The sequence below is a fragment of the Halogeometricum rufum genome (genome assembly GCF_900112175.1).
In the GTDB taxonomy this organism is placed as follows: Archaea; Halobacteriota; Halobacteria; order Halobacteriales; family Haloferacaceae; genus Halogeometricum; species Halogeometricum rufum.
In genome coordinates this window covers 217,712-244,417 of the sequence record NZ_FOYT01000001.1, presented here as the reverse complement: position 1 = coordinate 244,417, position 26,706 = coordinate 217,712, and the positions used below count along the sequence as shown (strand labels likewise).

Below are 26,706 nucleotides of genomic sequence, written 5' to 3'. Positions count from 1 at the left end.
ACAAAGAGCCGCCCCCGGCTTCGGGGCGTACGCGGCGTCGCGAGCGGCAGCCGACGCGGAGTGACGCGGCGGCAGTCTCACGGTGCGGGCCGTCTCACGGCGCGAGCAACACGACCAACGCGAGCGAGATGAACAGCACCTTCAGCGCGGTGTTGACGGCGACGACTTTCGACCCGAAGCGCGCCCCCCAGATGCCGTACTGGAACGGGATGGAGCGCTTGAACGTCGAGACGGCGAACGAGACGATGCCGCCGACGAGCATCGTCGCCACCGCCGTCCGCGGCGTGAACGTCTCGCCAATGAGAGGTGCGATGGTCGCCGCGCCGACGGTGGTGTCGAAGGCGAACACCGCGACGACGGGGACGGCCGCACCCGGGAGTCCGAGCAGGGCCGTCATCGACCCGGTCACCTCCGTGACCGTCTGGACGCCCGTCGTCCGTTCGAGCAGCCACACGGCCGCGTTCGTCTCCACGAGGGCGGTGACGAGGAAGTAGACGACGGCGAGGCGGGGGACGAGGCGCTTCAGTTTCGGCCACGTCTTCTCGCCCGCCTCGCGGACGACGCCGCGCGTCGTCTCCGGGCCGTCGTCGAACGCCGCGGAACCGGTCGCGGTGCCGTCGTCCGTCTCGCCGCCGTCGGCTTCGACCGTGTTCTCCGCGTCGCCCGCGGCGTCGGGGGCGCTTCGCCCACTCACGTTCGCATCGGAGAGCAACACAGCGCCCGCGAGGACGCCGGTGAGCGTGATGCCCAGCGAGATGGCCGCCCGCGCGCCGACGTACATGAGGCCGACGCGGAGGCCGAGGATGGGGATGAGGACGGGCGCGTAGAACGTGAAGATGTGCTGGACGAAGCCGAAGAACGTGTTGATGGTGACGGCGACGAGGGTGGCGGCGTCGTCCAGTCGCCCCGACTCGCGGAACTCCGCGAGCATGCCGTATCCCGCCGTCGTGGAGGCGGCGGTGGTGAGGATGGCCGTCCCCACCTCGTCCGGGAGGTTCGCCGGCCGGGTGAGGTACTTCGAGAGGCCGGCGACGTACTCGACGAGACCGAACCCGACGGCGAGGTTGGCGACGAAGACGCCGACGGCGACGAGGGCGGCGATGCGGGCGACGCGGGGGAGCACCTCGACGAAGACGGGCCACAGCGTGGCGAGAGAGTCGACCGACTGCACGAGTGAGGGTGAGGACTGACGGACCTAATCGGCGTCGGTTGACGCGTCGAACGGCGCGGGGTCAGACGAACACCTGCACCGACGCGAACAGCACCACCACGCCGAGCACGTCGCAGGAGTTCGTCACGAGCGGGATGACCACGTCGTCGGGGTCGAGTTCGAACCGGTAGGCGGCGTACGTCGCCGCCAGCGTGACGGCGACGGCGAGGACGGCGAGGACGACGCCGGAGGCGAGCGACACCGCGAGGACGGTCCGCAGCGGTAGTCTCGTCCCGCCGAGGAGGCCGGTGAGCCCCCACGCGCCCGCGCCGACGACGGGGAAGACGGTGACCGAGAGGGCGACGGTGGCGGCGGCGTTCCCCACGAGTTCCTCGTCGGTCGGGTCGAACGACAGCGTCCCGAGGTGGAACGCGGTGGAGAGGCGGGCGGCGAGGATGCTCCCGAGGTTGCCGGCCGTCCCGATGGTGACCGGGACGAGTGCGAGCAGCGTCGGATACTCCAGCAGTTCCGCCTCGAAACTGCCGAGGACGAGTCCGCTGCCGAGTTCCACGAGGGTGAGGAGGAGGAGGATGGGGAGCATCGCCCGCGTGATGGCGCGGACGGTCCACTCGGTGGGCACTCAGAGCACCCCCCGGATGGCGAGCACGGTGCGGACGGCGACGAGGAGGAAGAGCACGCCGAACACGTCGCCCGTCGTCGTCACGATGGGGCCGACCAGCGTGTCGGGGTTGCGCCCGCGGCGGTAGCCCGCGAAGACGACGGTGACGACGACGGCGACGAGGACGACGCCCGAGAGCAGTCCCGCGAGGACGGCGACGCCGACGAGGACCGGGAGCGGCGCGACCCGGCTCCCGAGGGCCGAGAGGACGACGAAGACGGCGACGGCGGCGAACGTGGACGCGAGGAGCCCGTTACCGAGGGCGGCCGCGGCGGCGGCGCGCAGGCGTCGGTCACCGGCCGTGACGCGGGGTTCGATGAGCCCCTGATGGAGCGCGGTGGCGATGCGCGCGCCGAGGGAGCCGTAGACGTTCCCGCGGGTGGCGAGGAGGGCGGGGACGAGGACGAGCAGACCCGGCACGTCGCGCAGTTCCGCGCGCATGCCGCCGAGGATGACACCCGCGACAAGCCCGCCGACGAGGCTGGCGACGAGCGCCGGGAGCGCCTCTCGGTACGCCTCGACGGCCGCGTCGCGGACACTCATACACGGGGCGACGAGCGCGGGGATAAAAAGTCGGACGTGTCAGTTCGGGGCGAACCGCGCCGCCGTTCGCCGTGGTTCGAGCGACGGCGGACACTCCCCTCGGCGCGTCCCGCACCGTTTCAGACGGTTTCACGCCTAACGGCTCACTAACCGCCGCGTTTCAGCTGCAAACGTCACAAGCGCCTTATCCGGGCCGCGCGTCGGGAACGGCAGACGCGAACCGCGGGGCGGGCTCCGGGCCACGGCGACTGTCCGCCGCCGCGGTACAGTCGGCCGGCCGGCCGGCACCCCGAACGATGAAACTGCACACAGTCACCACTGTCCTCGTCGTCTGCTCCTGTATCGCTGCGGTCGGCGTCGCCTCGACGACGCTCGAAACGACGTTCGAGACGACGCCCGACGAAGCGGTCGACCTCGACTACGAAACCGTCCCCATCAGCCCCGACGACGCCGGGAAACTGAAGCGCGCGATGACCCGGTCGGACGAGGGAGCGGAGCGCAATCGGCCCGCCGCCGGCGAGGGTGGCGGCGAGCCACGCGCGAACCCCGGTGCGGGCGAGGAGGACCGTCGGCGGTCGAGGCCGGCCGACGGAGAGCGACGCGACCAGCGGGCGGACCCGTCGGACGGCGACCGGTCGTCGGGCGCGAGCGAGTCCTCGTCCGACGACGGGAGCGGCGGCACCTCGACGGACGAGAGCCTGCTGGACGAGCTACTCGACCTCCTCGCGACGTGGCTCCCCTCCCTCGTCGTCCTCGGCGTCCTCGCCGCGGCGGCCGTGCTTCTCTTCCGCCACCGCGACCGAATCGTCCGACTCCTCGCCACGCCGGCCACAGAGCGCGAGGGGGCGGCCGCGCCGCGCGAACCCGAACCGCGGAACGCCGTCGAACGCGCGTGGGTGTCGGTACTCGCGGCCGCCGACGTGGACGACCCGTGGCGGCGGACGACCGCGGAGTGCGCCGCGGCGGCGGTGGAGAGCGGCCTCGACCCCGACGGCGTCGAACGCCTCCGGCGCGTGTTCGAGGAGGTCAGATACGGCGGCGGCGAGGTGACGGCGGCGCGTCGACGCCGGATGGAGCGCGGACTGTCGCAGTTGGACCTCGCGGGCGTCGACCCGGGGAGGGGCGACCGATGAGCCGGCACGGACGTGTCGCCGTCGCGGTCGTCGGCGTCCTCGGCCTCGCCGCCGCCATCGTCCTCGTCGCGGGCGGCGAACCCGGCAGCGGACCCGACGCCGCCGCACTCGTCGCGGCCGCCGGCAACGACTACTTCCTCGCGGCGGGCGTCGCCGCCGTCTCCCTCCTCGTCGTCGTCGCCGTCCTCGGCCTGCGCGGCGTCGGGGGCGTCGACCAGGCGACGCCGCCGAACCCCGAGACGGTGCAGGACGCGCCGCACCCCGGCGTCGCGTTCGACCGGACGGTCGAAGGCGAGTCGCGACTCCCGTTCCGCGGCGACGCCGAAGAGCGAGACGCCGTCCGAGAACGGGTCCGCCGGGCGGCCGTCCGGTCGGTGATGCACCGTGACGGCTGTTCCCGCGAGGAGGCGCAGGCGCGCGTGACCGCCGGGTCGTGGACCGACGACGCGGCGGCGGCCGCCTTCCTCTCCGACGGCGTCCGCGTCCCGGCCACGAGACGGGTCCTCGGGACGCTCTCCGCGGGGTCGCGGTTCGAACGCGGCGCGAAGCGCGCGGTGGACGAACTCTGCCGGCGCGAGGGCGTCGACGGGGGCGAGCGATGACGACCGTTCGCCGGACGCGGCGGTGGCGCGGCGTCGTCGCCGTCGCCCTGTTCGCCTGCGCGGCCGGTCTCCTCGTGCAGGATTCGCTCGTCCTCCTCCTCGGTTCCGTCGGCGTCGGCTACGCGGCCTATCCGTGGCTGTCGTCCGCGCCGTCGGTCGAACTGGAACTGGAGCGGTCGGTCGAACCAACCGACCCCGCGGCCGGCGACGACGTCGACGTGACCGTCCGCGTCCGCAACGTCGGCGACGAGACGCTGACCGACGTTCGCCTCGTGGACGGCGTCCCGCCGATGCTCACCGTGAGTTCGGGGACGCCGCGACACGCCGCGGTCCTCCGGCCCGGCGGGACGACGGCGTTCACGTACGCCGTCCGCGCCGAACACGGCCGCCACCAGTTCGACCCGGCGACGGTCCTCGCGCGCGACGTGACCGGCGCGACGGAGGTTGAGACGACGGTCCGGGCCGACACCGCCGTCGAGTGCGCCGCGTCGGTTCCCGAGGTGCCCCTGCGTCGGCAGACCCGGCGCGGGAGCGGAACCGTCCCGACGGACGAGGGCGGGAGCGGAACCGAGTTCCACCAGACCCGCGAGTACCGAACGGGCGACCCACTCTCCCGCATCGACTGGAAGCGGCGCGCGAAGACGGGCGAACTGACCACCGTCGAGTTCCGCGAGGAGCGTCTCGCCTCGGTGGTGCTCTGCCTCGACGCCCGGGCGTCGGCCTACCGCGCGGCCGGCGAGGACGAACCGAACGCCGTCGCCTGCGGGCGCGAGGGTCTGTCGCAACTCCTGACTTCGCTGGCCGACAGCCGGAATCCGGTCGGCCTCGCGGCGGTCGGACGGGAGCCGTGTTGGCTCCCGCCGGGGGCCGGCGACGACCACCTCGCCCGGGCGCGCCGGCGCGTGGGGAGTCACCCCGCGTTCTCGACGCTCCCGCCGTCGCCCGGGACCGACTGGGAGGCGGACGGCCAACTGGAGCAGTTGCGGCGACGGCTCTCGCCCGGGACGCAGGTGGTCCTGTTCTCGCCGCTCTCGGACGAGGCGGTGACCTCGTTCGCGCTCCGACTGGAGGGCTCGGGGACGGCCGTCACCGTCGTCTGCCCGGACGTGACGACGACGGCGACGCGGGGCGGACGACTGGCGACGGTGGAACGGACGGCGCGAATCCGCCGCCTCCGGAGCGCGGGCGTCCGCGTCGTGGACTGGTCGCCGTCGGACCCGCTCGGACCCGAACTCCTCCGCGCGCGGGAGGGGGTCGCGTGACTCGACACGTGGCACAGCCGACCCGTCCGGGTGGCGTCCTCGCTCTCCTCGCGGCCGTCGGCGTCGTCGCGGCCGCCACCGCCGGCGGGGCGGGACCGGGGAGTCTCGCCGACGCCGCGTCGCTCGAACTCGCTCTCGCGGCCGAACTGGGCGGCGTGGCCCTCCTCGTCGCGGCGGCCGCCGTCCGCCGACGGGGACACGCCGTCGTCGCCGGACTCCTCCTCCTCGCGGGCGTCGGCGGCGTCGTGGGCGGCGTCCTCGTCGTCGCCACGGGGCCGGGGACGCTCCCGACGCGACTCGTCGCCGGCACCGGCGTCGCGGGCGTCGGCGTCCTCGGCGCGGGCGTCGCCCCCGTCCGGTCGGACCGCGCCCGCGGCCTCGTCACCGCGGGAGCGGCCGTCCTCACCGTCGCCGTCGTCCTCGGCGGCGTGCTGACCGACGTCGGCGCGCTCCCCCTCCTCGGCGCGATGGTCGCCGCCGTCGTGGCGTGGGACGCCGGGGAACGGGCCGTCTCGCTCGGCGAACAGGTCGGCGTGCGCGGCCGGACGTGGCCCGTCGAGGTGACGCGGACGGCGGCGACGGCGCTCTATGGCGGCGCAATCGTCGGCGCGACGCTCGCCGTCCGGGAGTTGAACGTCACCGACGTGCCCCTCGTCGGACTGCTGCTGTTGCTCTGCGGCACCGTCGCGGTGCTGGTCGCCCTCTCGAACCGCTGAGCCTGACGGCGCGGAGCCGTCGAAAACAGTTCACTACTACTACCGCTACTGCGCCCGTCGGCGCGCGTTCACCGACGGGACCGTGAGTCCGTCGAGGACGTCTTCGAGGACGCCTCGCTGGTCGACCTGTCCGACGCGGGCGTCGGGCGTGAGCGTGAGACGGTGCGCGAGGACGGGCTTGGCGACGGCGTTCACGTCGTCGGGCGTCACGAACTCCCGCCCCTGGATGGCCGCGAGTGCGCGCGCCGCCTCGAACAGTCGCTGCGTCGCCCGCGGGGAGACTCCCTCCCGGACGCGGTGGTCCTCGCGCGTCGCGCGGGCCACGCTGACGACGTACTTCCGCACGTCGCGTTCGACGTGGACCCGTTCGGGCGCGGTGCGGACGTCCGTCGCCGTCCGGTCGTCGCAGACCCGACTCGCCGTCGGCGACTGTTCGTGGCGTTCGGCGCGCCGGTCGATGAGTTCGAGTTCGCCCGCCTCGTCGGGGAAGCCGAGACTCGTCTTGACGACGAAGCGGTCCTTCTGCGCCTCGGGCAACTCGAAGGTCCCCTCCTGTTCGACGGGGTTCTGGGTGGCGATGACGAAGAACGGGTCCGGGAGCGGGTACGTGTCGCCGTCCACCGTCACCTGCCCCTCCTCCATCGCCTCCAGCAACGCGGCCTGCGTCTTCGGCGAGGCGCGGTTTATCTCGTCGGCGAGGACGACGTTGGCGAAGATGGGACCGGACTGGAACTCGAACTCCCGCGAGCGTTCGTCGAACACGTGCGTGCCCGTCACGTCCGCCGGGAGCAGGTCCGGCGTGAACTGCACGCGCGAGGCCGAGAGGCCGAGTGCGGTGGCGAACGACCGCGCGGTGAGCGTCTTGCCCGTCCCGGGGACGTCCTCGAGGAGGACGTGCCCGCGGGAGAGGTAGCCGAGGAGAATCGTCCGCAACACCGACCGGTCGGCGACGACGGCGTCGCCCACTTCGTCCAGAACGTCCCGACAGTGACTGGCGCAGTCTCCGACGTGCATGTGCGGACTGTGCGCGGGGACGCGGATTAGTAGAGAGCGGGTAAGACTGACAGGTGTCCCCAGCGCGGGTTCGGTCGGCTTCCGGCCTGAGCGGGCGTCGAGGACCGGTTAAGGTCCTCCTACCCGGAGCGGCGTGTCAGCGCGGTGAGAATGTCGAGGGAGACGGGTCGAGCGGGGTCAAACGCGGGAGACGGGTCGAGCGGGGTCAAACGCGGGAGACGGGTCGAGCGGGTCGGACGGCGCAGTCAGTCGCCGAACGGACCCATGCCGCCGAGTCCGCCGCCGCCACCGCCGCCCTGATTCTGCAACTTCTTCATCATCCGCTGCATGTCGCCGTCGCCCATCCCCTGGAACTGCTTGATGGTCCGCTCCATCATCTTGTGCTGTTCGAGGAGTTCCTGCACCGTCTCCTCGTCTTTGCCGGACCCGCGGGCGATGCGTCGGACGCGCGAGGCGCCGACGGTGCGGGGGTTCTCCAGTTCCTCCTCTGTCATCGAGTCCATGATGACGTCGAACGACCGCATCCGGTCCTGCGTGACGTCCATCGCGTCGTCCGGCAGTTGGTCCTTGAACCCGCCGCCGAGACCCGGAATCATGTCGAGAACCTGATCCAGCGGACCCATGCGGTTCATCGCCTCCATCTGCTTCTGCATGTCCTTGAGGGTGAACGACCCCTTCATGATGTCCTCGGGGTCCCAGTCGTCGTCCTCCTCTTGGGTCTCGGCCATCGCGCGTTCGACCCGTTCGGACAACTGCTTCAAGTCGCCCATCCCCAGCAAGCGGGAGATGAAGCCGTTGGGTTCGAAGCGCTCGATGTCCTGCACCGTCTCGCCGGTGCCGAGGAAGCCGATGGACGAGTCCGTCTCGTTCACCGCGGTCAGGGCGCCGCCGCCCTTCGCCGTCCCGTCCAACTTCGTGATGACGACGCCGTCGATGCCGATGGAGTCGTCGAACTGGCGCGCCTGGTCCTTCGCGCCCTGCCCGATGGCGGCGTCGAGGACGAGCAACGAGCGGTCGGGGTTCACCGCCCCCTCTATCTGCTCTATCTCGTCGATGAGGGCGTCTTCGAGGGCGTGCCGACCCGCGGTGTCGACGATGTGGACGTCGGCGTCCTCGGTGGCCTCCAGTCCGTCGCGAGCGATTTTGACGGGGTCCTCCTCCTCGGGGTCGCCGTAGAACTCCACCTCCGCGCGTTCGCACATCTGCTTGGCCTGATCGTACGCGCCCGGACGGAACGTGTCCGTCTGGATGACGGCCGCGCGCAGGCCCTTCGTGGAGAACCACCACGCCATCTTCGCGGCGGTGGTGGTCTTGCCCGACCCCTGCAGGCCGGCCAGCAGGATGGTCTGCGGTTCCAGCGGAATCTCCGTCGACTCGCCGATGAGGCCGACCAGTTCCTCGTAGACGATTTTGAGGACGTGGTCGCGGGCGGACGTGCCGCCGGGCGGTTCTTCGTTCAGCGCGCGCTCCTCGATGGACGAGGAGAGGTCCATCACGAGGTTCACGTCCACGTCCGCAGAGAGGAGCGAGCGTTGAATCTCGCGGACGATCTCCTCGACGTCTTCCTCGTCGAGGCGGGACTTCCCCTGCAGTTTGTCGAGACTGCCGCGGAGGGAACTCCCGAGATTGTCGAGTACCATTGTCTCTCCCTACGCCGCCGCCGGTGTAAAGGCTTTATCCGTCGCTATTCCGAGTCCGGACCGTCGAAGCCGCGTGTCCGCCCGCGAGCGAGGAGGGGGTGTCGTGCCCGAGTGTCGAACGAACGAGAACGCCGGACGCACCGGCCGAGAACCGCCGGCGGGCAAAGCACTATCCCGAGACCGGCCGAGGATACCGACGATGACCGAACTCCTCGTCCTCGACGACCCGGCGCACGGCATCCCCGCCTCCGAGTACGCCGACGCACTGCGAGAGCGTCTCCCGGACGCCACGGTCCGCCACGAACGGACGGCCGACGGCACGGTAGCGGCCGCCGGCGACGCCGACGTGGTGACGGGCATCCGCCTCCCGGACGACGTGCTGGCGGCGGCCACGGAGATGCGCCTGTTCGCCGCCGGGTCGGCCGGCACCGACCACCTGCCGCTGGACCGACTCCGCGAACGCGGGGTCACCGTGACGAACGCCTCGGGCGTCCACGGGCCGAACATCGCCGAACACGTCCTGGGGTGGCTGCTCACCCTCGCGCGCAGTCTCGACGAAGGCATCCGCCGGCAGGAACGGCGGGAGTGGCGACAGTTCCAGGCGTTCGGCGAACTCCGGGGGTCGACCGTCACGGTGGTCGGTCTCGGGGCCATCGGACGGGCCGTCGTCGAGCGCTTGGAACCGTTCGGCGTCGACACCGTCGGCGTGCGCTACACGCCGTCGAAGGGCGGCCCGACGGACGAGGTGGTGGGGTTCGACGAGATAGAGTCCGCGCTGGTGCGGACCGACTACCTCGTCCTCGCCTGCCCCCTGACCGAGACGACGAGGGAACTGATAGACGCCGACGCGTTGGACTCGCTGCCGACGGACGCGGCGGTGGTGAACGTCGGCCGCGGCGGCGTCGTCGACACGGACGCTCTCGTCGGCGCGATTCGCCGCGGCTACGTCCGCGCCGCCGCACTCGACGTGACCGACCCCGAACCCCTCCCGCGCGACCACCCGCTGTGGGACTTCGAGAACGTCCTCATCACGCCCCACGTCTCGGGCTACACGCCGCACTACTGGACGCGACGGGCGGACGTCCTCGCGCGCAACGTCGAACGGGTCGCGGAGACGGGCGAGTGGACGGGACTGGAGAATCAGGTGTCGCCCTGAGCGCGGCCTTTTAGTCCGCCGGGGCGCGAACCGGAGACGATGACGGGCGCACTCGCCGGACTGACGACGACGACGTTCCTCGCGTTCTGCGGGGCCGCCGTCGCACTCATCCTCACCCCCGGGCCGGACACGATGTACGTCCTCGCCCGCGGGATGCAGGGCCGCGGCGCGGGCGTCCGGTCGGCGCTGGGCATCTCGACGGGCGTCCTCGTCCACACCGCCGCCGCGGCACTGGGACTCGCGGCCCTCCTGCGCGCCGCGCCGACGGCCTACCGCCTCGTGAAGTACGCCGGCGCCGCCTACCTCGTCTACCTCGGCGTCTCCGCCGTTCGCGACGACGAGTTCGACCCCGCGATAGAGACGGACGCCGAGGCGAGTTTCCGCCGCGGCGTCCTCGTCAACGCCCTCAATCCGAAAGTCGCGCTGTTCTTCCTCGCCTTCCTGCCGGGGTTCGCGGGGAGCGGTTCCGGTGCGGACGCGCGGATGTTGCTCCTCGGCGCGACGTACGCCGCGCTCACCGCCCTGTACCTCACCGTCGTCGCGGTGGCGTCCGGGCGAGTCGGCCGAATACTGTCGTCTTCGCGCTTCTCGTCGGGGTTGAGCTGGCTCGGCGGGAGCGTGATGGTCGCGCTCGGCGTCGGCGTCGCCGTCGACTGAGGAGCCGGTGCTGGAGTGGAAACGAAGGGGTCAGCGAAGCGATAAACGCGGTCCGAAAACGTCGGCGTCGCGGGCGCGAAACCGTCGTCGTCGGGAGTTCGAGAACAGTCGCGCGACCGTCACTCCTCGTCGCCGAGGAGGCGGTCGACCATTCGCTCGGGGTCGAACTTCTCGATGTCGTCGTAGCCCTGCCCCACGCCGAGGAACAGGATGGGCTTGCCCGTGACGTAGGCGATGGAGATGGCCGCACCGCCGTTGGAGTCGGCGTCCGCCTTCGTGAGGACGGCGCCGTCTATCTCGGCGGCGTCGTTGAACTTCTTCGCGCGTTCGACGGCGTCCTGTCCGGCGACGGCCTCGTCCACGAACAGCGTCATGTCCGGGTCGACCACGCGGTCTATCTTCTCCAACTGCGCCATCAGGTCGTTGGAGGTGTGTAGGCGGCCGGCGGTGTCGCCGAGGACGACGTCGATGTCGTGCGCCTCGGCGTACTCGACGCCGTCGTAGAGCACCGCCGCCGGGTCGCCGCCCTGTTCGTGCGAGATGAGCTTCGTGTCGAGGTTCTCCGCGTGCTTGCGAATCTGCTCGTTCGCCCCCGCCCGGTAGGTGTCGCCGTTGGCGAGGACGACCGAGAGCCCCTGCTTCTCGAAGTAACGGGCCATCTTGGCGATGCTCGTCGTCTTCCCGACGCCGTTGACGCCGGTGAAGATGAGCGTGACGGGCTTGTCAGCCTCCGCGATTCGCTGGTCGAAGTCGAACTGGCCGACGCTGATGACGTCGTAGAGCGCGTCGTGAAGCGCCTCCTGAACGAGTTGGCCCATCGTCTCGACCTGTCGGCGCGACTCGCCGATCATCTTCTCGCGGATGGTGTCCAGAATCTCTTCTGCGACGTGCATCTCCACGTCGCTCTCGAGCAGCGCCATCTCCAGTTCCCACAGGGGGTCTTCGAGGTCCTCCTCCTCGATGATTATCTTCCCCGTGGCGAACGCCGCGGCGCGCTTGAGTCGGCCCGCGCCGGCGGACCGCTTCTCGTCGGCTTCGAGGGCCTCGCTCGCGGCGTCGGAGGCGAGTCGCTCGCGCGGCGGTTCCTCCTCGTCGTCGGCGTCGGTCGCGGCGTCGTCGACGACGTCGTCGGCGGGTTCGACCGCGTCGGCGTCCGTCGACTCCGGTTCGGGCGTCGTCGCCGGCTCCGACTCCGGCGGCGTCCGCGCGTCGGTGTCGGCGTCGCCCGTCCGTGCGGGCGTCTCGTCTGCGCTCTCGGAGAGGGAGACGCCGCCGGGGTCTTCGCCCGGCATCTGGGCGGTCGTCTCACCGGATTCGGTCTCGCCGTGGGCGGCGTCCGGGGTGCCGGCGGCCGGTTCGTCGGTCGCCACCGTCTCGGCGTCCGCGTCGTGCGTCTCGGACCCCGTGGGCGCGTCGGCCTCCTCGGCGTTCTCGGGAGCGTCGGCCGCAGCCTCGTCCGCTGCGGCCTCCTCGGCCTCGGCCTGCGCTTCGGCCTTCTCCTCGGCGGTGTCCTCGACGTCTTCGCGGAAACTGTTGAGCTTCTTTTTCAGTCCGTCGAACATGTGAAAGCGTGGAAAGGTGGGTCGCCGACGTTACTCGCCGTCTTCGTCGCCCTGCATCTGCTGCATCTGCTGCATCTGCTGTTGCTGCATCTGCTGCTGCATCTGCTGTGCCTGCTGTTCGAGTTCCGAGCTCTCGTCTTCGAGGTCGGAAATCTCGCCCTCGACCTCCGCGATGCGCTCGTCGAGCGCGTCCTGCTTCGTGCGGAGGGCGTCGATGGCGTCGCCGGACTCCTGCTCTGCGGCGTAGTTGCCGCCGAGGTCGACGATGACCTCGTCGATGTCCTGGACTTCGGCGCGGAGGTACGCGCCGCCGCCGAGGGGCACCTGCACGGTCGAGCCCGTCTCGAGCGTCTCGATGGCTTCGACGGCCTCGTCTATCTCGTTCTTCTCCTGCTCGAGGTCATCGACGTCGCCTTCGAGCTCCGTTATCTCCTCGTCGATCGCCTGCAGTTCCTGCGAGAGCTGCTGGAGTTGCTGCTGGCCGCCGCCACCGCCCATACCGCCCATCATGCGGCCGTCACCTCCGAAATCTCGATCTGCGTGCGCTTGAGCCCGTGCTGGCTCCCGATGTTCGAGAGGACGTGCTCGCGGGCGACGTTCTCGTTCGGCGCCTCGACGGCGGTCTGGAACTTGCTGTAACCGTCGCGGCTCTGGAACTGGCCGCTCACCGTAAATTGACTCATACCCGCATCCTCGGCCCGCGAGCGGGAAGTATCTTCCTACTCGGAGTAGCGTTCGCAGGAGCGACGAATCGAACGCCCGGGGTGACGACTCGGAGACGAGAGCGTGGAGGAAGAGAGTGAGGACGGGCGGGCGTCAGTCGAGATAGCCCAGCGTGTCCTCGACGCGGCCGAGTTCCGGCCCGGTCGTCTCCTCGCCGACGACGTAGCCGGCTTCGTTGGCGACCAGCCCGGAGCCGACGAGCGGTGCGCCGTAGTTGACCGTCCCGATGTCGGCTCGCACGTCGAGCAGTTCCTCGAGCGCTTCCAGTTCGGGTTCGCGGGACTTGGGGTGACAGAGCACCCCGTCGTTCGACGCGACGGCGGCGGTGCCGACGGTCCGAACGTCCGCGAGGTCACCGCGTTCGGCGGGGACGCCGAGGGCGTCCTCGACGACGGCGAGGGCGTCCTCGGAGAGGTCCGGGTGGACGTACGCGCCCGTGTCGTTGGCGAGGACGACGTTTCCGGCGGCGTTGATGCGGCCGGGGAGTTCGCTCACGGGGACGCCGGCGGCGTCCTCGATGGTCTCCTTCTCTCGCTCGGTCGCGCGGGCGGAGACGAGGATGCCGTGGCCGTTACCCATCGCTAGGGCACCGACGGTTCCGGACCCGCCGACGGTTGTCTTCACCGCGGGCACGTCGAGTTCCGCGGTCATCGCGTCGACGACGTCGTCCTCGGCGTCCGGACGGACGACGAGCACGTCGTCGGTCACGCAGGCGAAGACGCCGACGTAGGCCGAGCCAGCGAAGGAGGCGCGAAGCACCGTTATTCGGCCGGTTCGGCTTCGACGACCTGTTCGCCCTCTTCGTCGAATCGAGCGGCGCGAACGCGGAACTTGCTCGGCGGGTTCTGCCGGCCGCGGCCGCCGATTTCCTCGTTGATGGCGGGGTCGAGACGGACGTCCTCGGCGTCGACCGAGAAGTGCTGTGCGAGGTGTTCGCGGATGAGCTTCATCGCGCGACCCGCACGCTCGTACGAGGGGACGGCCTTCACGTCGCGGAGCGGCACCGTGATGACGCGCTCCTCGAAGTCGCTTGCACTCATCGCTTACTCGTCCGTGTCACTCCGCCGCCAGTTGCGACGCTTGGGGTTTCGCGTGACTTCCATGTCGGTCTTCATCATGACCCACGCGGGGACGCGACTGTTCTGACGCTCCAGTTTGGCCAGACGCTTCTTCTTGGCCTTCGACTTCTTGCTCATGGTGTCCGGAACTACCCTCGGCCGGCATAAAATCTTGTTCCTTCGGTTCCGCCGGTGACACGGACGCTCACGCCCCCGATATCGGCGGCCTGACGCCGTCGAAGGCGGCGTGGGACCCGAGCTCGAACGCCCGACGCGACGCGGGGGCGAACCGAGCCATTCAGGGCGGTTCGTCGCTTCGAGGCGAGCGATGCGTCACCGGACCACCGTCGTCTTCCTCGTTCTCTCTGCGATATGGGGCACCGCTTTCGTCGTCACGAAGGTGGGGCTCGACTCGTTGCCGCCCGCGCTGTTCGCCGCGGTTCGATTCGACGTGGCCGCCGCCGTCCTGTTCGGCGTCGCTCTCCTGCGGAGCGACCGACTCAGACCCGCCTCCCGAGCCGAGTGGTTTCCCATCCTCACCGGCGGCGCGCTCAACATCGGGGTCCACCACGCCTTCCTGTTCTCCGGGCAGGTGTACGTCGGGAGCGCCGTCGCCGCCGTCCTCCTCGGCCTCATCCCGGTCATCACGCCGGCGCTCACCCGCATGACCGCCTCGGCGGACCGCCTCTCGCCCGTCGGCGCCGTCGGCGTCCTCCTCGGCTTCGTCGGCGTCGTCGTCATCGCCGACCCGGATCCGTCGAACCTCCTCGGTTCGGACCTGCTGGGCGTCGGCCTCGTCCTCGCCTCCGCCGTCGCGTTCGCCCTCGGGGCGGTGCTGACGCACGGCGCGGAGTCGGACCTCCCCTTCTTCTCGACGCAGGCGTGGATGATGCTCGTCGGCGCTCTCGTCCTCCACGGCACGAGCGTCGCCCTCCCGTGGGAGTCGTTCGCGGCCGCCGAGTGGACGCCCGAGGCCGTCGCCGCGCTCTTCTACCTCGCCGTCGTCGCCGGCGCGGGCGGGTTCGGGATGTACTTCTGGCTGCTCGACCACGTCGGGCCGATGGAGGCGAGCCTGCTGGAGTACGTCATCCCCGTCTTCGCCGCCGTCGCCGGGTGGCTGGTCCGCGGGACGGCCGTCGACGCCACCACCGTCGGCGGGTTCGGCGTCATCTTCGTCGGCTTCCTCCTCGTCAAGCGCGAGGACGTGCGCCGGGAGTTCGTCCGGTTGCAGGACCGCGGGCGGGCCGCCGCGCGCGACGCGGACTGAGCGCGGCAGACAGCCGTCGCGGCGGCGGACGCCGCTATCGGTCTACAGCGGACGCCGCTGTCGCTCTACAGCGGATACCGCTCGACCGTCTCGTACCGGGGGCCGTCGTCGGTCAGTCTGCTCTCCTTCAGGCGAACCTCCTCGACGCGGAACGTCCCGATGTCCGGGTCCGCCTCGCTGACGACGCGCCGCACCAGGTCCTTGCCGCGCGCGTCGTCCATCCGCGCGATGGTCACGTGCGGCGTGAACGAGTGCGACTCCGCGTCGAAGCCGCGTTCGACCGCCTCGCGTTCGATGGCCTCGGCGAGGGCCGTCGTCTCCGCCGCGCCCGCGCCGTCGCGGACGCCCGCCCAGACGACGCTGATGTAGTCCGGCGACGGGAAGACGCCGAATCCGCCGACGGTGGCGTCGTACGGTGCCGCGTCGGCGTCGGCTATCGCCGCCCGCACCGCGTCTCGCACGTCGGGGACGCGCGACTCGTCGGTGTCGCCGAGGAACTTCATCGTCACGTGCGCCTGTGCGGGATCGGTGAACCGGAGGCCGTCGGCGTCGGCGAAGCGCTCTTGGGCCGACCGGACGGCGTCGGTGAGCGAGTCGGGGAGGTCGATGCTCACGAACAGTCGCATGGCGGAACGTCGGTTTCCCAGCGAATTCAACGTTCGGTCGCCGTCCGTCACTCGTTCGCGCCGGGCGCAGTTCGCCCGCACGACGGCCGCGTGACGCAGTTCTTAACCGTCTCGACACCGAATCCGTCCGCATGGCAGAAGACGGCGAGCGAGACAAGCCCCACCGCTTCTCCGAGGGACAGGGGTTCAGCGAGGACTACGACGAGTTCTCGCTCGACCCGCCGGAACTGAACGTCGACCCGGCGAAGGTGGACCCCGTCGACACGCGGGTCATCGCCGACGAACTCGACGAACGGAACGTCGCGTCCGACGAAGTCGACGTCGAACAACTCGTCGACGTCGGCCTCTCGTACATGCAGATAAACCGGTTCGAGGAGGCGACCGAGACGTTCGAACGCGCCGCGCAGTTCGCCGACGAGGACTCGTTGGCGGCGCAGGAGGCGTGGGTGAACAAGGGCGCCGCGCACGCCCAACTGGAGGAGTACGACGAGGCCATCGGCGCGTATCAGGAGGCCCTCCGCATCGACGACGACTCCGAACACGCCGCCTCGGCGGAGACGAACCTCGCCTACGCCCTCTGGCAGTTCGGCGAGACCGAGGAGGCACTTCACCACGCCGAACGCGCCGTCGAGATAGACCCGCGCTTCGCGCAGGCGTGGTACAACCGCGGCTTCTTCCTGCAGGAACGCGGCCTGAGCGAGGACGCCGTCAACGCGTTCGACAACGCCATCCGCCTCGGGATGCGCAGCGCGGACGTGCTCGAAGAGAAGGCGCGCGCGCTGGAGGACCTCGGCCGCGAGGACGAGGCCGAACAGGTCCAACAGCAGGCCAACGAACTCCGGCAGCAGCAGGAACAGGAACTCGTCGAGGACCGGTGATGCTACTGCGAGAGCGAGAGACGCCGGAGGGGCTCTTGGTCTCCGTCTGTGACCGCGACTGCCTCGGGAAGACGTACGAGGACGGTCCGGTGTCGCTCGAAGTGACCGAGGAGTTCTACGGCGGCGAGGAGGCCGACGACGTGGGCCCGCAGGCCGTCGTCGACAGTCTCACGCGCGCGTCGGTGGCGAACATCGTCGGCGAACGTGCGGTCGAAGTCGCCGTGGACGCCGGCATCGTGGACGAGGAGACGGTCCTCGACGTGGGCGAGACGCGCCACGCGCAACTGCTCTGGATGCGGTAGCGGGCGGTTCTGAATCTACTAACAGACGGCTCGGTCGAACGCTCAGCGAGCGACCGGAACACCGTATCGAACAGAGAGCGCGGACCTCCCCCGGAACCGCGTTCGGTTGGACTCGGCTACAGGCGACGTTTGTTATCTCCATCGTACGCCCGCAGGTTTCGCTCCGCCAGTTGGACGGCTCGGTCGATCCGCTTCCGTTTCGTCGCCTCGGTCTTCGCTGCTTCGACGAGCGATATGAAGGCGTACTGGTCGGTGTTCGAGAGGGCCCGGAAGTTCTTCCAAGCCGCCTCGTTCGCTCTCAACGCCGTCGCCAACGCGTCGGGAATCTCGTGGTCGTCGGATAGGCAGTAGGCGTTCGCCCACTCACCCGACTCCTTGGCCGCCTCGACGAGTTCCATCCCGGCCGGCGTCATCTTCCCGGCGTCGAGCATCTTCTGGACGCGCTCGGTATTCTTCTTCGACCACTTGCTGTCGGGCTTCCGCGGCGTGAATCGCCGTTTGTACCGTGTGCTGTCGATGCCGTTGATCAGGCCGTCGATCCAACCGTAGCAGAGAGCCTCCTCGACAGACGCATCGTAGCTGATTCCTGACCGCTCGGCGTCGACCTTGTAGTAGCCGACCCATAGTTCCTCGGCCGTGTCGTGGTGCTCCGCTACCCACTCGCGAAACTCCTCACGCGAGTCGAAGAAAATCGGGTGCACGGTAGGAGTTCGCCACGAGAAGAGATAACCCTGACCGAACGCTCGAACGGAATCGAGCGATACACGCTCCGAACTCGGCGCGAACTCCCAAACCGGTCACGGACTGCTGGTTCGACGAAGCCCAACGGGCTTTTTTAGGCTCTCCCGCCCAGCACCGACCGTGACCGTCGCCGATTCTCGTGAATATTCGGACGGGACGTTACCGAATTCGGTTTCGCCGGGTCGCACAGACCGAAGCCGTGTTAGTGCTGGGACTGCTACGTTCCCCCAATGGGAGTGCAGGAATCGTACCCGATAGACGTCGCGGCCATCCGCGAGGACTTCCCCATCCTCGACCGGAAGGTGGGCGGCGACTTCACGGTACCCGGCGAGGGCGAGGACGACGACTTACCGCTTGTCTACCTCGACAACGCGGCGACCAGTCAGACGCCGAAACAGGTAGTCGACGCCATCGTGGACTACTACTACGGCTACAACTCGAACGTCCACCGCGGCATCCACCACCTGAGTCAGGAGGCGTCCGTCGCCTACGAGAACGCCCACGACCGGGTGGCGGAGTTCGTCGGGGCGGCCGGCCGCGAGGAGGTCGTGTTCACGAAGAACACCACCGAGGCGATGAACCTCGTCGCCTACGCGTGGGGTCTGGAGGAACTCGAACCCGGCGACACGGTGGTCCTCACGGAGATGGAACACCACGCCTCGCTTGTCACGTGGCAGCAGATAGCCAAGAAGACGGGCGCGTCCGTGGAGTACGTCCGAGTGGACGACGAGGGCCGCCTCGACATGGAGCACGCGAAGGAACTGATAGACGAGGACGCGAAGATGGTGTCCGTCGTCCACGTCTCGAACACGCTCGGCACCGTCAACCCCGTCGCCGAACTCGCCGACATGGCCCACGAGGTGGGCGCGTACGTCTTCGTCGACGGCGCGCAGTCCGTCCCGACGCGCCCGGTGGACGTGAAGGACATCGACGCCGACTTCTTCGCCTTCTCGGGGCACAAGATGCTCGGCCCGACGGGCATCGGCGTCCTCTACGGGAAGGAAGAGATTCTCGACGAGATGTCGCCGTACCTCTACGGCGGCGAGATGATTCGCCGCGTCACCTACGAGGACTCGACGTGGGAAGACCTGCCGTGGAAGTTCGAGGCGGGCACGCCCGTCATCGAACAGGGCATCGCCCTCCACGCGGCCATCGACTACCTCGACGACGTCGGGATGGAGAACGTCCAGGAACACGAGGAACGCCTCGCCGAGTACGCCTACGACCGACTGACCGAGTTCGACGACATCGAAATCTACGGCCCGCCGGGCGACGACAGGGGCGGACTGGTCGCGTTCAACCTCGACGGCGTCCACGCGCACGACCTCTCCAGCATCCTCAACGACCGCGCCGTCGCCGTCCGCGCCGGCGACCACTGCACGCAACCCCTGCACGACAAACTCGGCGTCTCCGCGTCCACTCGCGCGTCGTTCTACATCTACAACACGTACGACGAGATAGACGAACTCGTCGACGCCGTCGACGACGCCCGCCAGTTGTTCGCGTAGGACCGGCCGTCCCTCGACTGCCGCGTCGAACCCAGTTAAAAATCTGGGGGGCGAGTCACTGTCCCAGACAACGGGTGTCGCGTATTTTTATGGGGCAGGACAACCGCGTCGTATGGCAGTCGCCAGAGCCCTCCAGGCAGCAGGCGGCGCGCTCCGACGAAATCCGAGCATCGTCGGCGTCGTGCTCGCCTTCATGTTGGCACAACTTCCGGTACAGTTCGCGCAACTCCTCGGCCCGACGGCGGCCGTCGCGGCAAGCGGCGTCACCGTCGTCCTGTCGCTGGTGCTCGTCCCGTTCGTCTTCGCCGGCATGCTCGGGATGGCCGCCGAAGCGCTCGACGGCACGACGAGTCTCGGCACGTTCGTCGCGGCGGGCAAGCGACACTACACGTCGATGCTGGGCGCGTACGGCCTGCTGTTGGTCGGCGCGGTCGTCTTCGGCATCGTCTCGTCGATACTGTTCGCCGTCGTCTCCGTGGGCGTGTTCGCGCCGTTGGCGTCCGGCGGGGCGCTGAACCCCTCGACGTTCGGCATCGTCGCGCCCGTCGTCCTCGTCGCGTTCGTCCTGCTGTGGTTCCTGCCGCTGTTCTTCGTGCAGTTCTACGGGCAGGCCATCGTCCTCGACGGGGCGGGCGCGCTCGGCGGCTTCAAGCGGAGCGTCGGCGTCGTCCGGCGGAACCTGCTGTCGGTGTTCGGGTACTCCGTCGTCGTGTTCATCGTCGGTCTCGTCCTCGGACTGCTCACGAGCATCCCCTCGACGCTCATCTCCGCACAGCGCCTCCCCGCCGCGACGTTCCCGGACCTCCCGCTGTCGCTCCTGGCGGGACTCGCAGTCGCCGGCAACGTCCTCATGGCGTTGTTCGGGAGCCTCTTTCTGGTGTTCTCGGTCGCGTTCTACCGGTCGCTCGACCGACCGGGTGACGCGGACGGACCCGAGTCCTTGCAGAGTGCGGTCGCGTAGTCGACCGCGCGGACTCACGTCACCGGTTTGCGAATCGTGGTGACGGGGACCGGCGAGCGTCGGACCAGTCCGCTGGCGACGCTCCCGAAGATGCGCGCTTCCAGCGACGGTCGACCGTGTGCGCCGACGACGATCAGGTCGGCGCCGTACTCGTCGGTCGCCCCGACGATGGTGTCGACGAGGGGGCCGACGCCGACGCCCGTCTCGACGGTGACGTCGTACTCGTCGGCTATCGTCGTCGCCTCCTCGAACAACTCCTCGGCGTGCTCTCGCCGTTCCTCGAGCCACTGGTCCCACTCGCTGGGGTGGTCGCCCCACCCGGCCGCCGCCGTCTCGTCGGTCCCTCTGTCCACGACGAACAGGACCGTGACCTCGCTCGTCGGAAACTCCGAGCAGACGTACCGCAGCGCCTGTTCCGCGAGCATCGAGCCGTCGTACGGAACCAGAACGTGTGAAGGCATACCGACGGGTACGTCCCGGCGGCTATTAATGTCATCTGTGTGAAAATAGCGGTCGACTCGTCGGACCGCCTCCACGCCACCCCAATCGTTATTCACCGCTGATACGTCGGTCGGTGGTATGCTCCAGACGACTGGTATCGCCGGAGTCGTTCGCGAGACGACGGCGGAGTTCCTCGGCGGCCTGCAGGAGGCGGTCCCGAACGTGCTCGGGGGCCTCGTCTTCCTCGCCCTCGCGTACGTCCTCATCAGAGTCGCGCTGTGGGTCCTCCGCGGGTCGCTCGACGCGCTGTACCCCGACGAACAGGACCTCGTCGTCGACCTCGGCGTCACCGCCGCGGGCGTGTTCCTCTGGTTCGGTGCCGCGCTGGCGTTCTTCAAGATAGTCGGCATGGGTGACGTGGCGGCGAGTCTCGGCACCGCGACGGGGTTCGTCGCCCTCGGCGTCTCCTACGCGCTGTCGAACATGATAGCCGACACGGTGGCGGGCGTCTACCTGCTCCGCGACCCGGACTTCAACCCGGGCGACCGGGTGGTCGCCGACCCCGTGACGGGCGTCGTCGAGTCCATCGGCCTGCGGAAGAGCCGCTTCCGCGACGAGTCGGGCGACGTGGTGGTCGTCGCGAACCGCGACGTGGAGAAGAAGTGGCGGCAGGTGAGCGCTGGCGCGGACGGCGACGGCGGCGCGGAGTCGGCGTCGACGTCGGCCGCGTGACCCCGTTCCGGAACCGAGGGACGCGGCGGTTTTCGAACGCCCCGGAACCCTTATGGGACGAACTCGCCTACCAACGCCCACTATGGGTATGGGCTCGGACATGTATCGACAGCAGATTCTGGACCACTACAAGAACCCCCGAAACAAGGGCGAGATGGAGGACCCCACGTTCGCCCACACCGGGGAGAACCCCTCCTGCGGCGACACCATCACGATGCAGGTCAAACTGGCCGACGACGGCGAGACAATCGAGTTCGTCGCCTTCACCGGTGACGGCTGCGCCATCAGTCAGGCCTCCGCGAGCATGCTCTCGGAGCGACTGCAGGGGACGACGCTGTCGGAACTGGAGGAGATGGACACCGACGACGTGACCGAGATGCTCGGCGTCGACATCTCGCCGATGCGCATCAAGTGCGCCGTCCTCGCTCGGCAGGTGGCACAGGACGGCGCCGCCATCTACGAGGGCGACGCCGACGAGGCCACGACGACGACCGAGGAGTAGCCGGCCGCCCGTCTCCGCCGTTTCTCACCGGCGCAGCGACGCGCCGACCGACTTCGCTATCGAGACGAAGTAGCCGACGCCAGCCCGAACGTCGCCGTCTCGCAGGGCCCGAATCACGCCCCGGAGCCCGATGGGTTCCGGCGGGTCGTCCGGGTCGCTCGCCCGTCCGACCGCCCGCACGAGCACCGTCAGTCCCCGGACGGTGTCGGGGTCGGACGCCTCGTCGACGACTTCGCCGAGGGCCGACCCCGTCGAGGCGAGTTCGGCCACCATGTCGTCTTCGAGTGCGCCGGAGGCCAGCGAGACGACGTCGGCGAGTGCGACGACGTCGTCGAGGGTCCCCGAGCGCTGAAGTTCGACCAGCGTCTCCAGCGCCTCGGACAGTTCGTCGCCGTTCTCGCCGACCGCCGCCGCGAGGCGGACCGTCTCGGGCGTGGCCGCGGCGTCGCCCGCCTCGGCCAGCGTGGCCGCCGTCCCGGTGAGTTCGGCCACCATGTCGTCTTCGAGCGCGCCGCTTCCCAGTTCGACCACGTCGAGCAGTTCGTTCACCACGTCGAGTCGTTCCACGAAGCGGGCGACCGCCTCGGGGTTCTCCTCGATGGCGCGTTCGAGGTCGGTCGTCGCCGCCTCGAACTCGACTTCGGAGTTGGATTCGCTCATGGTATCACCTCAGAGTAACCCTCGGGCGGTGAGCCAGTAGGACTCGTTGTAGGCGAGTTTCGCCCAGTGGACGAACTTCGACTCGTCTCTGACGACCGGTTCGGTCTCGTAGTCGAACGAGAGGAACGTCGCCGAGTCCATGCCCGCCTCCAGGAAGCAGACGGTCTTCCCGTCGTACGTCGCCGTCGGCACCCGGTCGCGGACGCGACTGGCGATGCGTTCGGCGACGACGGACGCCTGGTAGTGGGCGGCGCTGCCGGCCTTCGGCGCCGGCACGTCGCTCGCGTCGCCGAGGGCGTACACGTCGTCGGCGTGCTTCGCTTCGAGCGTGTGCTTGTCCACCTCGACCCACCCGCCGTCGCCGAGGCCCGAGTCCATCACGAGTTCGTCGCCGCGGTGGGGCGGGATGGCGACGAGGAGGTCGTAGTCGAGTTCCTCGCCCTCCATCGAGTGGACGACGCCCGCCTCGGGGTCGACCTCCTCCGCGTTGAAGAACGTGACCGCGTCGATGTCGCGTTCCGCGAAGCGCGGTTCGGCCCAGTCGTGGACGGGCACCTTCCCGTGGAGTCGCTGGATGGGGTACGTGTAGGTGATGTCCACCTGGTCGCGGACGCCGCGTTCGCGGAACCACTCGTCCGCCATCATCACGAACTCGACGGGGGCCGCCGGGCACATGTGCGGCGACCCGACGACGGAGAGGACGAGGTGACCCTCGGTGAAGTCCGCGAGGGCGTCGCGGAGTCGCTCCGCGCCGTCGGCGCTGTAGAAGTTGTGCGCCCCCTCGACCAGTCCGGGCACCTCCTCGGGGGTGATGGTCGCCCCCGTCGCGAGGACGAGGTGGTCGTACGACAGGTCGGAGCCGTCGCGAAGCGTCAGGCGCTTCCCGTCGGTGTCGATGCCCTCGACGCGGTCGTACACGAGGTCGATCCGCGGATCGACGAGGTCCGCGAGGGGTCTGACGCCGTCGGACACGTCGCGCTGACCGAAGGCGACGTACAGCCAGACCGGCTTGTAGACGTGGTCGGTCGATTCGTTCACGAGCGTCACTTCGACGTCGCCCGCGTCCAGTTCCGACGCGAGACCGTCTGCCAGTCGGTTCGCGAGGACCGAGCCGCCGGTTCCGCCGCCGACGATTGCAATTCGTTCTGTCATTGTATTGGATCGGTGAGGGGTTCGTTCAGCGAGCTGTTCAAACTATCCCGGAGCGGTCACGACGACTTCTGGACGTAGATGCTCCAGTAGTCGTCGTGTTCCTCCATCGCGAGGAGTTCGTGGCCGGCCTTCTCCAGCCACTCCGGGACGTCGTCTTTCGAACCCGCGTCGCTCGTCTGCAGTTCGATGACGGTTCCGGGGTCGGCGTCTTTGATCGCACTGACCAGCTCCATCAGGGGACCGGGGCAGCCGGCACCGCGTTGGTCTAGCGTCACGTCGGGGGATATCGATTCACTCATTGTCGTCACCTCGAAGGCTCCAGTTCCGTCGGGACGCTGGGAATCTGTTCATGATGGGGTCACGGTTAGTCGTTAGGAGCCACGGCGGATAATATTGTGGTCTGTTTCCAATACCGTGAGAATCGTCTCGGCGCTTGCTCCGGCATCGTTCCGTTCGGCTGGTATCCGCTCCGGTTCGGAACTGACCGATTCGCCCACCCGTTCACGAGTTCTCGTTACGTACAAGATTCGTCGGTGTCGGCACCGCGCGTCTCGACGGGCATCGCGTCGACGAGGCCCCTCAGTCGATGCGGCCGGTCACGTCCCGGTTGTGCGCGTCGTACCCGAGTCGCCCGTCGTCGAGTTGCGCCGTGCGTGCGGCGTGCCACGCCGTCCTCGTCGCCGGCGGGACCCGCCCCCAAACCGCGTCGGCGACGGTGTCCACGATGACGCGGAGGAAGTACGCCTCGTCCGCCGGGTACGCGCCGTCGACCGGACGAACCGCCCAGTCGGCGTCGGCGGCGACGAACTCGACGCCGCGCCGGCCGAGGTGGCGTTCGAGTCGGCGGCCCGCCCGCGACCCCAGTCGGTCGTCGCCGCGCATGGTGTCGTGGTACGCCGAGAGAACCTCGTCGTCGGCCTCGTGGGACGGGGAGAACGCCGTCCCGCCGTCGAACGTGATGGGGAAGGAGAACCGACCGCCAGCGTCGAGGCCGTCGAGCAGTCGGTCGACGCCCGCCGGTCCGAGTAGGTCCACGAACGCCTGCGCGAGGACGAACGTCCACCCGCCCGCGTCGGCGGCGTCGAGGGCGTCGCCGCGGACGAACCGGGCGTCTATCGCACTCTCGCCGCGGAGCGACAGCGACCCCACCGTCTCGCCCGGTCCGTCGAAGACGCCGGCGTCCGAGACGGCCCACCCGCGGTCCCGCGCCGCCGCCGCGGTCAGGTCGCGGCCGAGGCGGAGGACGTCGGCGTCGGCGTCGACGGCGACGTACGTCAGGTCCGGCGGGTCCGGCCAGTCGAGGAGACGGCGGAGGAACGGGGCCGTCCCGGCGCCCGCGTCGAGGAGGCGAACGTCGCCGGACCGCCCGGCGAGGTCCGTCCGGACGCGTCGGCGGACGCCGGGGTCGAACGCTCGGTCGTCGACCGTCTCCTTCGCGAGGAGGTAGCGCCGGTCGTCCCCCTTCATCGCTCCCCCTCCGCGCGGGTCCGCCGGTGACCCGCGGCGTCCGACGTCGCCCCGTCGGTGTCCGGCCTCGCCTCGTCGCAGTCTGCCGTTCGTTCCTCGTCGTCTGCCGTTCGTTCCTCGTCGTCTGCCGTCGCCTCGGCCCCCATCGCGGCGACGTCCCCGAGGAATCCTCGGAGGTCGGCCACCGTCTCGGTCCACGACGGGTGCGCGCGGTAGCGGTCGAGTGCCGCCCGCCCCGCCGCCGCGAGACGCTCTCGGTCGGCCGCGAACCCGGCGAGTGCGTCGCCGACGGCCGCCGCATCCCCCGGGTCCACGAGGACGCCCGCCTCGCCGTCCACGAGGTCCGAGGCGCCGCCGGACGCCGAGGCGACGACGGGGAGGCCGAACCCCATCGCTTCGAGGTAGGCGATGCCGAACCCCTCGTGGGTCGAGGGCATCGCGTAGACGTGGCTCTCGCGGAGGACGGCCGCCGTCTCGTCGGTTGGGAGCGACCCGGACAGACGGACTGCGTCGCCGAGGCCGTGTCGCCGGATTCGGTCGCGGACGCGCCGGAGGTACGTCTCGTCTGCGTGTGCGCCGACGAACGTCGCGCGCCACGAGGGGGCGGAGCCCCCGGCGTCGAGGCGGGCGAGGGCGTCGAGGAGCGTCAGCACGCCCTTCCGCGGGACGAGGTTGCCGACGAAGGCGACGCGGAACGGGTCCTCGCGGGCGCGTTCGGCCACCTCGTCGGCCGTCACCGCGGGGTCGAACTGCGTGTCGGCCGGCGGGGCGACGTGCGTCGGCAGGCCGGGAGCGTGGCGTTCGACCGACCGCGCGGTGGCCCGACTCGTGCAGACGGCCGCGTCGCACCCGCGGAGGAACCGCCGTTCGAGCGTCCGCGCGACGGCGGCAGGGAGGCCCTCGGTGGCGTCGCAGCGGAGGTGGTGGACGAGGGCGACCACCGGCGCGTCGGCGTCGAGGCGGAGGAGCGCGGGGTGGGCGAGTTCGTCGGCGAGAACCACGTCCGCGTCGCCGAGGGGCGGCGTCGAGAGTGCGTCGACCACGCCGAGCGGATACCGTCGCCACGGGACGGAGACGACGCGCGCCTCGTCGCCCGCCGCGCGGAGTTCCTCGAGGAGGGCCCGGTCGTAGGCGAACCCGCCGGAGGTGGCGTCCACCGACCCCGGCACGACGAGGGCGACGCGCATCAGAGCGGTGCGGTGTAGGCGGCGTTGGCGACGTCGTCCTCCCAGACGGTGACCGTCGTCTCGGCCACCGCGTCGGCGGCGAGTTCGTCGGCGAGTCGGTCGTGAATCACCCGCGCGAAGCGTTCGACGCTCGGGTTGTACCCCTCGAACTCGGGCAGGTCGTTCAGGAACGCGTCCGCGTACCGCGACTCCACGCCGTCCAGCGCCGCCTCGACGGCGTCGATGTCGACGAGGTAGTCGTACTCGTTCAGCGCCTCGCCCGTCAGTTCCACCTCGACGCGGTAGCGGTGCGAGTGGGGGTCCCCCTCCGGGCCGGGGTCCGGGACGGTCAGCGCGTGCTGCGCGACGAGCGGTCTGACGACGGTGACGGCGTACATACCCGGTAAT

The 26,706-nt window shown here is 69.8% G+C and carries 33 protein-coding genes; 13 read left to right on the top strand and 20 right to left on the bottom strand.

The window, feature by feature from the left end:
- Nucleotides 1–94: 94 nt before the first annotated feature.
- From BM310_RS01235 to BM310_RS01225, 3 genes are all read right to left on the bottom strand, one after another.
- Nucleotides 95–1,171, bottom strand: coding sequence for a nucleoside recognition protein (locus BM310_RS01235; protein ID WP_089803928.1), 1,077 nt, complete (start codon nt 1,169–1,171; stop codon nt 95–97).
- A 61-nt stretch (nt 1,172–1,232) separates the two neighbouring features.
- Entirely contained in the window at nt 1,233–1,790 is a 558-nt protein-coding gene (locus BM310_RS01230) for a magnesium transporter (RefSeq protein WP_089803927.1), read from the bottom strand.
- A complete protein-coding gene (locus BM310_RS01225) occupies nt 1,791–2,372 on the bottom strand; it encodes a magnesium transporter (protein WP_089803926.1) in 582 nt (193 codons plus the stop codon). It lies immediately after the preceding gene.
- Between the two features lie 296 nt (nt 2,373–2,668).
- Between BM310_RS01225 and BM310_RS01220 the strand changes: the two genes are divergently transcribed.
- Genes BM310_RS01220 through BM310_RS01205 form a run of 4 tightly spaced genes read left to right on the top strand, consistent with a single transcriptional unit; the run spans nt 2,669 to nt 6,085 of the window.
- The gene (locus BM310_RS01220; RefSeq protein WP_089803925.1) at nt 2,669–3,505 is read left to right on the top strand and encodes a DUF4129 domain-containing protein; all 837 of its coding nucleotides are present in this window, start codon (nt 2,669–2,671) and stop codon (nt 3,503–3,505) included.
- Nucleotides 3,502–4,107 carry a DUF7269 family protein gene (locus tag BM310_RS01215; protein WP_089803924.1) on the top strand — a complete coding sequence of 202 codons (606 nt, stop codon included), beginning with the start codon at nt 3,502–3,504 and terminating at the stop codon, nt 4,105–4,107. Before BM310_RS01220 ends, BM310_RS01215 begins: the two co-directional genes overlap by 4 nt.
- On the top strand, nt 4,104–5,369 hold the full coding sequence (locus BM310_RS01210; protein WP_089803923.1) for a DUF58 domain-containing protein: 1,266 nt from the start codon (nt 4,104–4,106) through the stop codon (nt 5,367–5,369). The genes BM310_RS01215 and BM310_RS01210 overlap by 4 nt, the downstream gene beginning before the upstream one ends.
- Nucleotides 5,366–6,085: a DUF7519 family protein gene (locus tag BM310_RS01205; protein WP_143105086.1), complete on the top strand. Its 720-nt coding sequence runs from the start codon at nt 5,366–5,368 to the stop codon at nt 6,083–6,085. The genes BM310_RS01210 and BM310_RS01205 overlap by 4 nt, the downstream gene beginning before the upstream one ends.
- A gap of 45 nt (nt 6,086–6,130) precedes the next feature.
- On the opposite strand, the gene BM310_RS01200 is transcribed toward BM310_RS01205, so the two are convergent.
- Both BM310_RS01200 and BM310_RS01195 read right to left on the bottom strand, forming a co-directional pair.
- On the bottom strand, nt 6,131–7,099 hold the full coding sequence (locus tag BM310_RS01200; protein ID WP_089803921.1) for an AAA family ATPase: 969 nt from the start codon (nt 7,097–7,099) through the stop codon (nt 6,131–6,133).
- Nucleotides 7,100–7,344: 245 nt separating this feature from the next.
- Complete coding sequence (locus BM310_RS01195) at nt 7,345–8,739, bottom strand: signal recognition particle protein Srp54 (protein WP_089803920.1); 1,395 nt, start codon at nt 8,737–8,739, stop codon at nt 7,345–7,347.
- Between the two features lie 199 nt (nt 8,740–8,938).
- Here BM310_RS01195 and BM310_RS01190 point away from each other — a divergent pair, with 199 nt between their 5' ends.
- Together BM310_RS01190 and BM310_RS01185 are read left to right on the top strand one after the other, a co-directional pair.
- Complete coding sequence (locus tag BM310_RS01190) at nt 8,939–9,895, top strand: D-2-hydroxyacid dehydrogenase (RefSeq protein WP_089803919.1); 957 nt, start codon at nt 8,939–8,941, stop codon at nt 9,893–9,895.
- A gap of 39 nt (nt 9,896–9,934) precedes the next feature.
- Nucleotides 9,935–10,552, top strand: a complete 618-nt coding sequence (locus tag BM310_RS01185; protein ID WP_089803918.1) for a LysE family translocator — start codon at nt 9,935–9,937, stop codon at nt 10,550–10,552.
- Nucleotides 10,553–10,671: 119 nt separating this feature from the next.
- On the opposite strand, the gene ftsY is transcribed toward BM310_RS01185, so the two are convergent.
- The 6 genes from ftsY to BM310_RS01155 all read right to left on the bottom strand — a co-directional run bounded on the left by ftsY (nt 10,672) and on the right by BM310_RS01155 (nt 14,033).
- Entirely contained in the window at nt 10,672–12,114 is a 1,443-nt protein-coding gene (gene ftsY, locus BM310_RS01180; protein ID WP_089803917.1) for a signal recognition particle-docking protein FtsY, read from the bottom strand.
- A 30-nt stretch (nt 12,115–12,144) separates the two neighbouring features.
- Nucleotides 12,145–12,621, bottom strand: coding sequence for a prefoldin subunit alpha (pfdA, locus tag BM310_RS01175; RefSeq protein ID WP_231751608.1), 477 nt, complete (start codon nt 12,619–12,621; stop codon nt 12,145–12,147).
- On the bottom strand, nt 12,621–12,797 hold the full coding sequence (gene rpl18a / locus BM310_RS01170) for a 50S ribosomal protein L18Ae (protein ID WP_089803915.1): 177 nt from the start codon (nt 12,795–12,797) through the stop codon (nt 12,621–12,623). The genes pfdA and rpl18a overlap by 1 nt, the downstream gene beginning before the upstream one ends.
- Nucleotides 12,798–12,930: 133 nt before the next feature.
- A complete protein-coding gene (locus BM310_RS01165) occupies nt 12,931–13,596 on the bottom strand; it encodes a translation initiation factor IF-6 (protein ID WP_089803914.1) in 666 nt (221 codons plus the stop codon).
- Between the two features lie 2 nt (nt 13,597–13,598).
- Complete coding sequence (locus BM310_RS01160) at nt 13,599–13,877, bottom strand: 50S ribosomal protein L31e (protein ID WP_089803913.1); 279 nt, start codon at nt 13,875–13,877, stop codon at nt 13,599–13,601.
- Between the two features lie 3 nt (nt 13,878–13,880).
- On the bottom strand, nt 13,881–14,033 hold the full coding sequence (locus tag BM310_RS01155; protein ID WP_006055503.1) for a 50S ribosomal protein L39e: 153 nt from the start codon (nt 14,031–14,033) through the stop codon (nt 13,881–13,883).
- Nucleotides 14,034–14,223: 190 nt separating this feature from the next.
- Between BM310_RS01155 and BM310_RS01150 the strand changes: the two genes are divergently transcribed.
- The gene (locus BM310_RS01150) at nt 14,224–15,162 is read left to right on the top strand and encodes a DMT family transporter (protein WP_089803912.1); all 939 of its coding nucleotides are present in this window, start codon (nt 14,224–14,226) and stop codon (nt 15,160–15,162) included.
- Nucleotides 15,163–15,227: 65 nt separating this feature from the next.
- On the opposite strand, the gene thpR is transcribed toward BM310_RS01150, so the two are convergent.
- Nucleotides 15,228–15,788 carry an RNA 2',3'-cyclic phosphodiesterase gene (thpR, locus tag BM310_RS01145; protein WP_089803911.1) on the bottom strand — a complete coding sequence of 187 codons (561 nt, stop codon included), beginning with the start codon at nt 15,786–15,788 and terminating at the stop codon, nt 15,228–15,230.
- 131 nt (nt 15,789–15,919) lie between these two features.
- Between thpR and BM310_RS01140 the strand changes: the two genes are divergently transcribed.
- Nucleotides 15,920–16,666, top strand: coding sequence for a tetratricopeptide repeat protein (locus BM310_RS01140; protein WP_089803910.1), 747 nt, complete (start codon nt 15,920–15,922; stop codon nt 16,664–16,666).
- The gene (locus BM310_RS01135; protein WP_089803909.1) at nt 16,666–16,968 is read left to right on the top strand and encodes a DUF424 domain-containing protein; all 303 of its coding nucleotides are present in this window, start codon (nt 16,666–16,668) and stop codon (nt 16,966–16,968) included. Before BM310_RS01140 ends, BM310_RS01135 begins: the two co-directional genes overlap by 1 nt.
- Before the next feature lie 116 nt (nt 16,969–17,084).
- Here BM310_RS01135 and BM310_RS01130 read toward each other — a convergent pair whose 3' ends face one another.
- Nucleotides 17,085–17,669, bottom strand: a complete 585-nt coding sequence (locus tag BM310_RS01130; RefSeq protein WP_177232499.1) for a YdeI/OmpD-associated family protein — start codon at nt 17,667–17,669, stop codon at nt 17,085–17,087.
- A gap of 276 nt (nt 17,670–17,945) precedes the next feature.
- On the opposite strand from BM310_RS01130, the gene sufS reads away from it, so the two are divergent.
- Nucleotides 17,946–19,217 (top strand): bifunctional cysteine desulfurase/selenocysteine lyase SufS, encoded by a 1,272-nt coding sequence (gene sufS / locus BM310_RS01125; RefSeq protein ID WP_245778455.1) that lies wholly within the window; start codon nt 17,946–17,948, stop codon nt 19,215–19,217.
- Between the two features lie 112 nt (nt 19,218–19,329).
- Nucleotides 19,330–20,178 (top strand): DUF7847 domain-containing protein, encoded by an 849-nt coding sequence (locus BM310_RS01120; protein ID WP_089803907.1) that lies wholly within the window; start codon nt 19,330–19,332, stop codon nt 20,176–20,178.
- 14 nt (nt 20,179–20,192) lie between these two features.
- Here BM310_RS01120 and BM310_RS01115 read toward each other — a convergent pair whose 3' ends face one another.
- Nucleotides 20,193–20,639 (bottom strand): universal stress protein, encoded by a 447-nt coding sequence (locus BM310_RS01115; RefSeq protein ID WP_089803906.1) that lies wholly within the window; start codon nt 20,637–20,639, stop codon nt 20,193–20,195.
- Between the two features lie 118 nt (nt 20,640–20,757).
- Between BM310_RS01115 and BM310_RS01110 the strand changes: the two genes are divergently transcribed.
- Entirely contained in the window at nt 20,758–21,351 is a 594-nt protein-coding gene (locus tag BM310_RS01110; RefSeq protein WP_089803905.1) for a mechanosensitive ion channel domain-containing protein, read from the top strand.
- An 82-nt stretch (nt 21,352–21,433) separates the two neighbouring features.
- Complete coding sequence (sufU, locus tag BM310_RS01105) at nt 21,434–21,853, top strand: Fe-S cluster assembly sulfur transfer protein SufU (RefSeq protein ID WP_089803904.1); 420 nt, start codon at nt 21,434–21,436, stop codon at nt 21,851–21,853.
- A gap of 24 nt (nt 21,854–21,877) precedes the next feature.
- Here sufU and BM310_RS01100 read toward each other — a convergent pair whose 3' ends face one another.
- From BM310_RS01100 to BM310_RS01075, 6 genes are all read right to left on the bottom strand, one after another.
- Complete coding sequence (locus tag BM310_RS01100) at nt 21,878–22,513, bottom strand: DUF1641 domain-containing protein (protein ID WP_089803903.1); 636 nt, start codon at nt 22,511–22,513, stop codon at nt 21,878–21,880.
- A gap of 9 nt (nt 22,514–22,522) precedes the next feature.
- Nucleotides 22,523–23,665 (bottom strand): NAD(P)/FAD-dependent oxidoreductase, encoded by a 1,143-nt coding sequence (locus tag BM310_RS01095; protein WP_089803902.1) that lies wholly within the window; start codon nt 23,663–23,665, stop codon nt 22,523–22,525.
- 56 nt (nt 23,666–23,721) lie between these two features.
- The gene (locus tag BM310_RS01090) at nt 23,722–23,964 is read right to left on the bottom strand and encodes a sulfurtransferase TusA family protein (protein WP_089803901.1); all 243 of its coding nucleotides are present in this window, start codon (nt 23,962–23,964) and stop codon (nt 23,722–23,724) included.
- Between the two features lie 280 nt (nt 23,965–24,244).
- Nucleotides 24,245–25,132 carry a hypothetical protein gene (locus tag BM310_RS01085; protein WP_089803900.1) on the bottom strand — a complete coding sequence of 296 codons (888 nt, stop codon included), beginning with the start codon at nt 25,130–25,132 and terminating at the stop codon, nt 24,245–24,247.
- Entirely contained in the window at nt 25,129–26,319 is a 1,191-nt protein-coding gene (locus BM310_RS01080) for a glycosyltransferase family 4 protein (protein ID WP_089803899.1), read from the bottom strand. The genes BM310_RS01085 and BM310_RS01080 overlap by 4 nt, the downstream gene beginning before the upstream one ends.
- Nucleotides 26,319–26,696 carry a 6-pyruvoyl trahydropterin synthase family protein gene (locus tag BM310_RS01075; protein ID WP_089803898.1) on the bottom strand — a complete coding sequence of 126 codons (378 nt, stop codon included), beginning with the start codon at nt 26,694–26,696 and terminating at the stop codon, nt 26,319–26,321. The genes BM310_RS01080 and BM310_RS01075 overlap by 1 nt, the downstream gene beginning before the upstream one ends.
- Nucleotides 26,697–26,706 lie beyond the last annotated feature (10 nt).